Origin of the sequence: Terribacillus jepli (assembly GCF_047228925.1) — a bacterium.
GTDB lineage: Bacteria > Bacillota > Bacilli > Bacillales > Amphibacillaceae > Terribacillus.
The window spans coordinates 1-1593 of the sequence record NZ_JBFEGH010000031.1; the positions used below are offsets into that span (position 1 = coordinate 1).

At 54.7% G+C, this 1593-nt stretch carries 1 rRNA gene; it reads right to left on the minus strand.

The features are described from left to right. Positions 1 to 16: 16 nt before the first annotated feature. Positions 17 to 1578: ribosomal RNA gene (locus tag AB1K91_RS19925) — 16S ribosomal RNA — on the minus strand. Positions 1579 to 1593 lie beyond the last annotated feature (15 nt).

The window sequence follows — 1593 nt, forward strand, 5'->3', positions numbered from 1 at the left end:
TTCCAATTATCCTTAGAAAGGAGGTGATCCAGCCGCACCTTCCGATACGGCTACCTTGTTACGACTTCACCCCAATCATTGATCCCACCTTCGGCGGCTGGCTCCAAAAGGTTACCTCACCGACTTCGGGTGTTACCAACTCTCGTGGTGTGACGGGCGGTGTGTACAAGGCCCGGGAACGTATTCACCGCGGCATGCTGATCCGCGATTACTAGCGATTCCGGCTTCATGCAGGCGAGTTGCAGCCTGCAATCCGAACTGAGAATGGTTTTATGGGATTTGCTTAGCCTCGCGACTTTGCTGCCCTTTGTACCATCCATTGTAGCACGTGTGTAGCCCAGGTCATAAGGGGCATGATGATTTGACGTCATCCCCACCTTCCTCCGGTTTGTCACCGGCAGTCACTCTAGAGTGCCCAACTGAATGCTGGCAACTAGAATCAAGGGTTGCGCTCGTTGCGGGACTTAACCCAACATCTCACGACACGAGCTGACGACAACCATGCACCACCTGTCACGCTGTCCCCGAAGGGAACGCCTTGTCTCCAAGGTTGTCAGCGGATGTCAAGACCTGGTAAGGTTCTTCGCGTTGCTTCGAATTAAACCACATGCTCCACCGCTTGTGCGGGCCCCCGTCAATTCTTTTGAGTTTCAGCCTTGCGGCCGTACTCCCCAGGCGGAGTGCTTAATGCGTTAACTTCAGCACTAAGGGGCGGAAACCCCCTAACACCTAGCACTCATCGTTTACGGCGTGGACTACCAGGGTATCTAATCCTGTTCGCTCCCCACGCTTTCGCGCCTCAGCGTCAGTTACAGACCAGAGAGTCGCCTTCGCCACTGGTGTTCCTCCACATATCTACGCATTTCACCGCTACACGTGGAATTCCACTCTCCTCTTCTGCACTCAAGTTCCCCAGTTTCCAATGACCCTCCACAGTTAAGCTGTGGGCTTTCACATCAGACTTAAGAAACCGCCTACGCGCCCTTTACGCCCAATAATTCCGGACAACGCTTGCCCCCTACGTATTACCGCGGCTGCTGGCACGTAGTTAGCCGGGGCTTTCTGGTCAGGTACCGTCAAGGTACAAGCAGTTACTCTTGTACTTGTTCTTCCCTGACAACAGAGCTTTACGACCCGAAGGCCTTCATCGCTCACGCGGCGTTGCTCCGTCAGACTTTCGTCCATTGCGGAAGATTCCCTACTGCTGCCTCCCGTAGGAGTCTGGGCCGTGTCTCAGTCCCAGTGTGGCCGATCACCCTCTCAGGTCGGCTATGCATCGTCGCCTTGGTGGGCCATTACCCCGCCAACTAGCTAATGCACCGCGGGCCCATCTGTAAGTGACAGCCGAAACCGTCTTTCCATTTCCGATCAGGAGAAAGGAAATACTATCCGGTATTAGCTCCGGTTTCCCGAAGTTATCCCAGTCTTACAGGCAGGTTGCCCACGTGTTACTCACCCGTCCGCCGCTCATTCCGCCAGAATCACCCCGAAGGGGTCATCTGGTTTCCTGCGCTCGACTTGCATGTATTAGGCACGCCGCCAGCGTTCGTCCTGAGCCAAGATCAAACTCTCCATGAAAGTGTTGATGCTTTG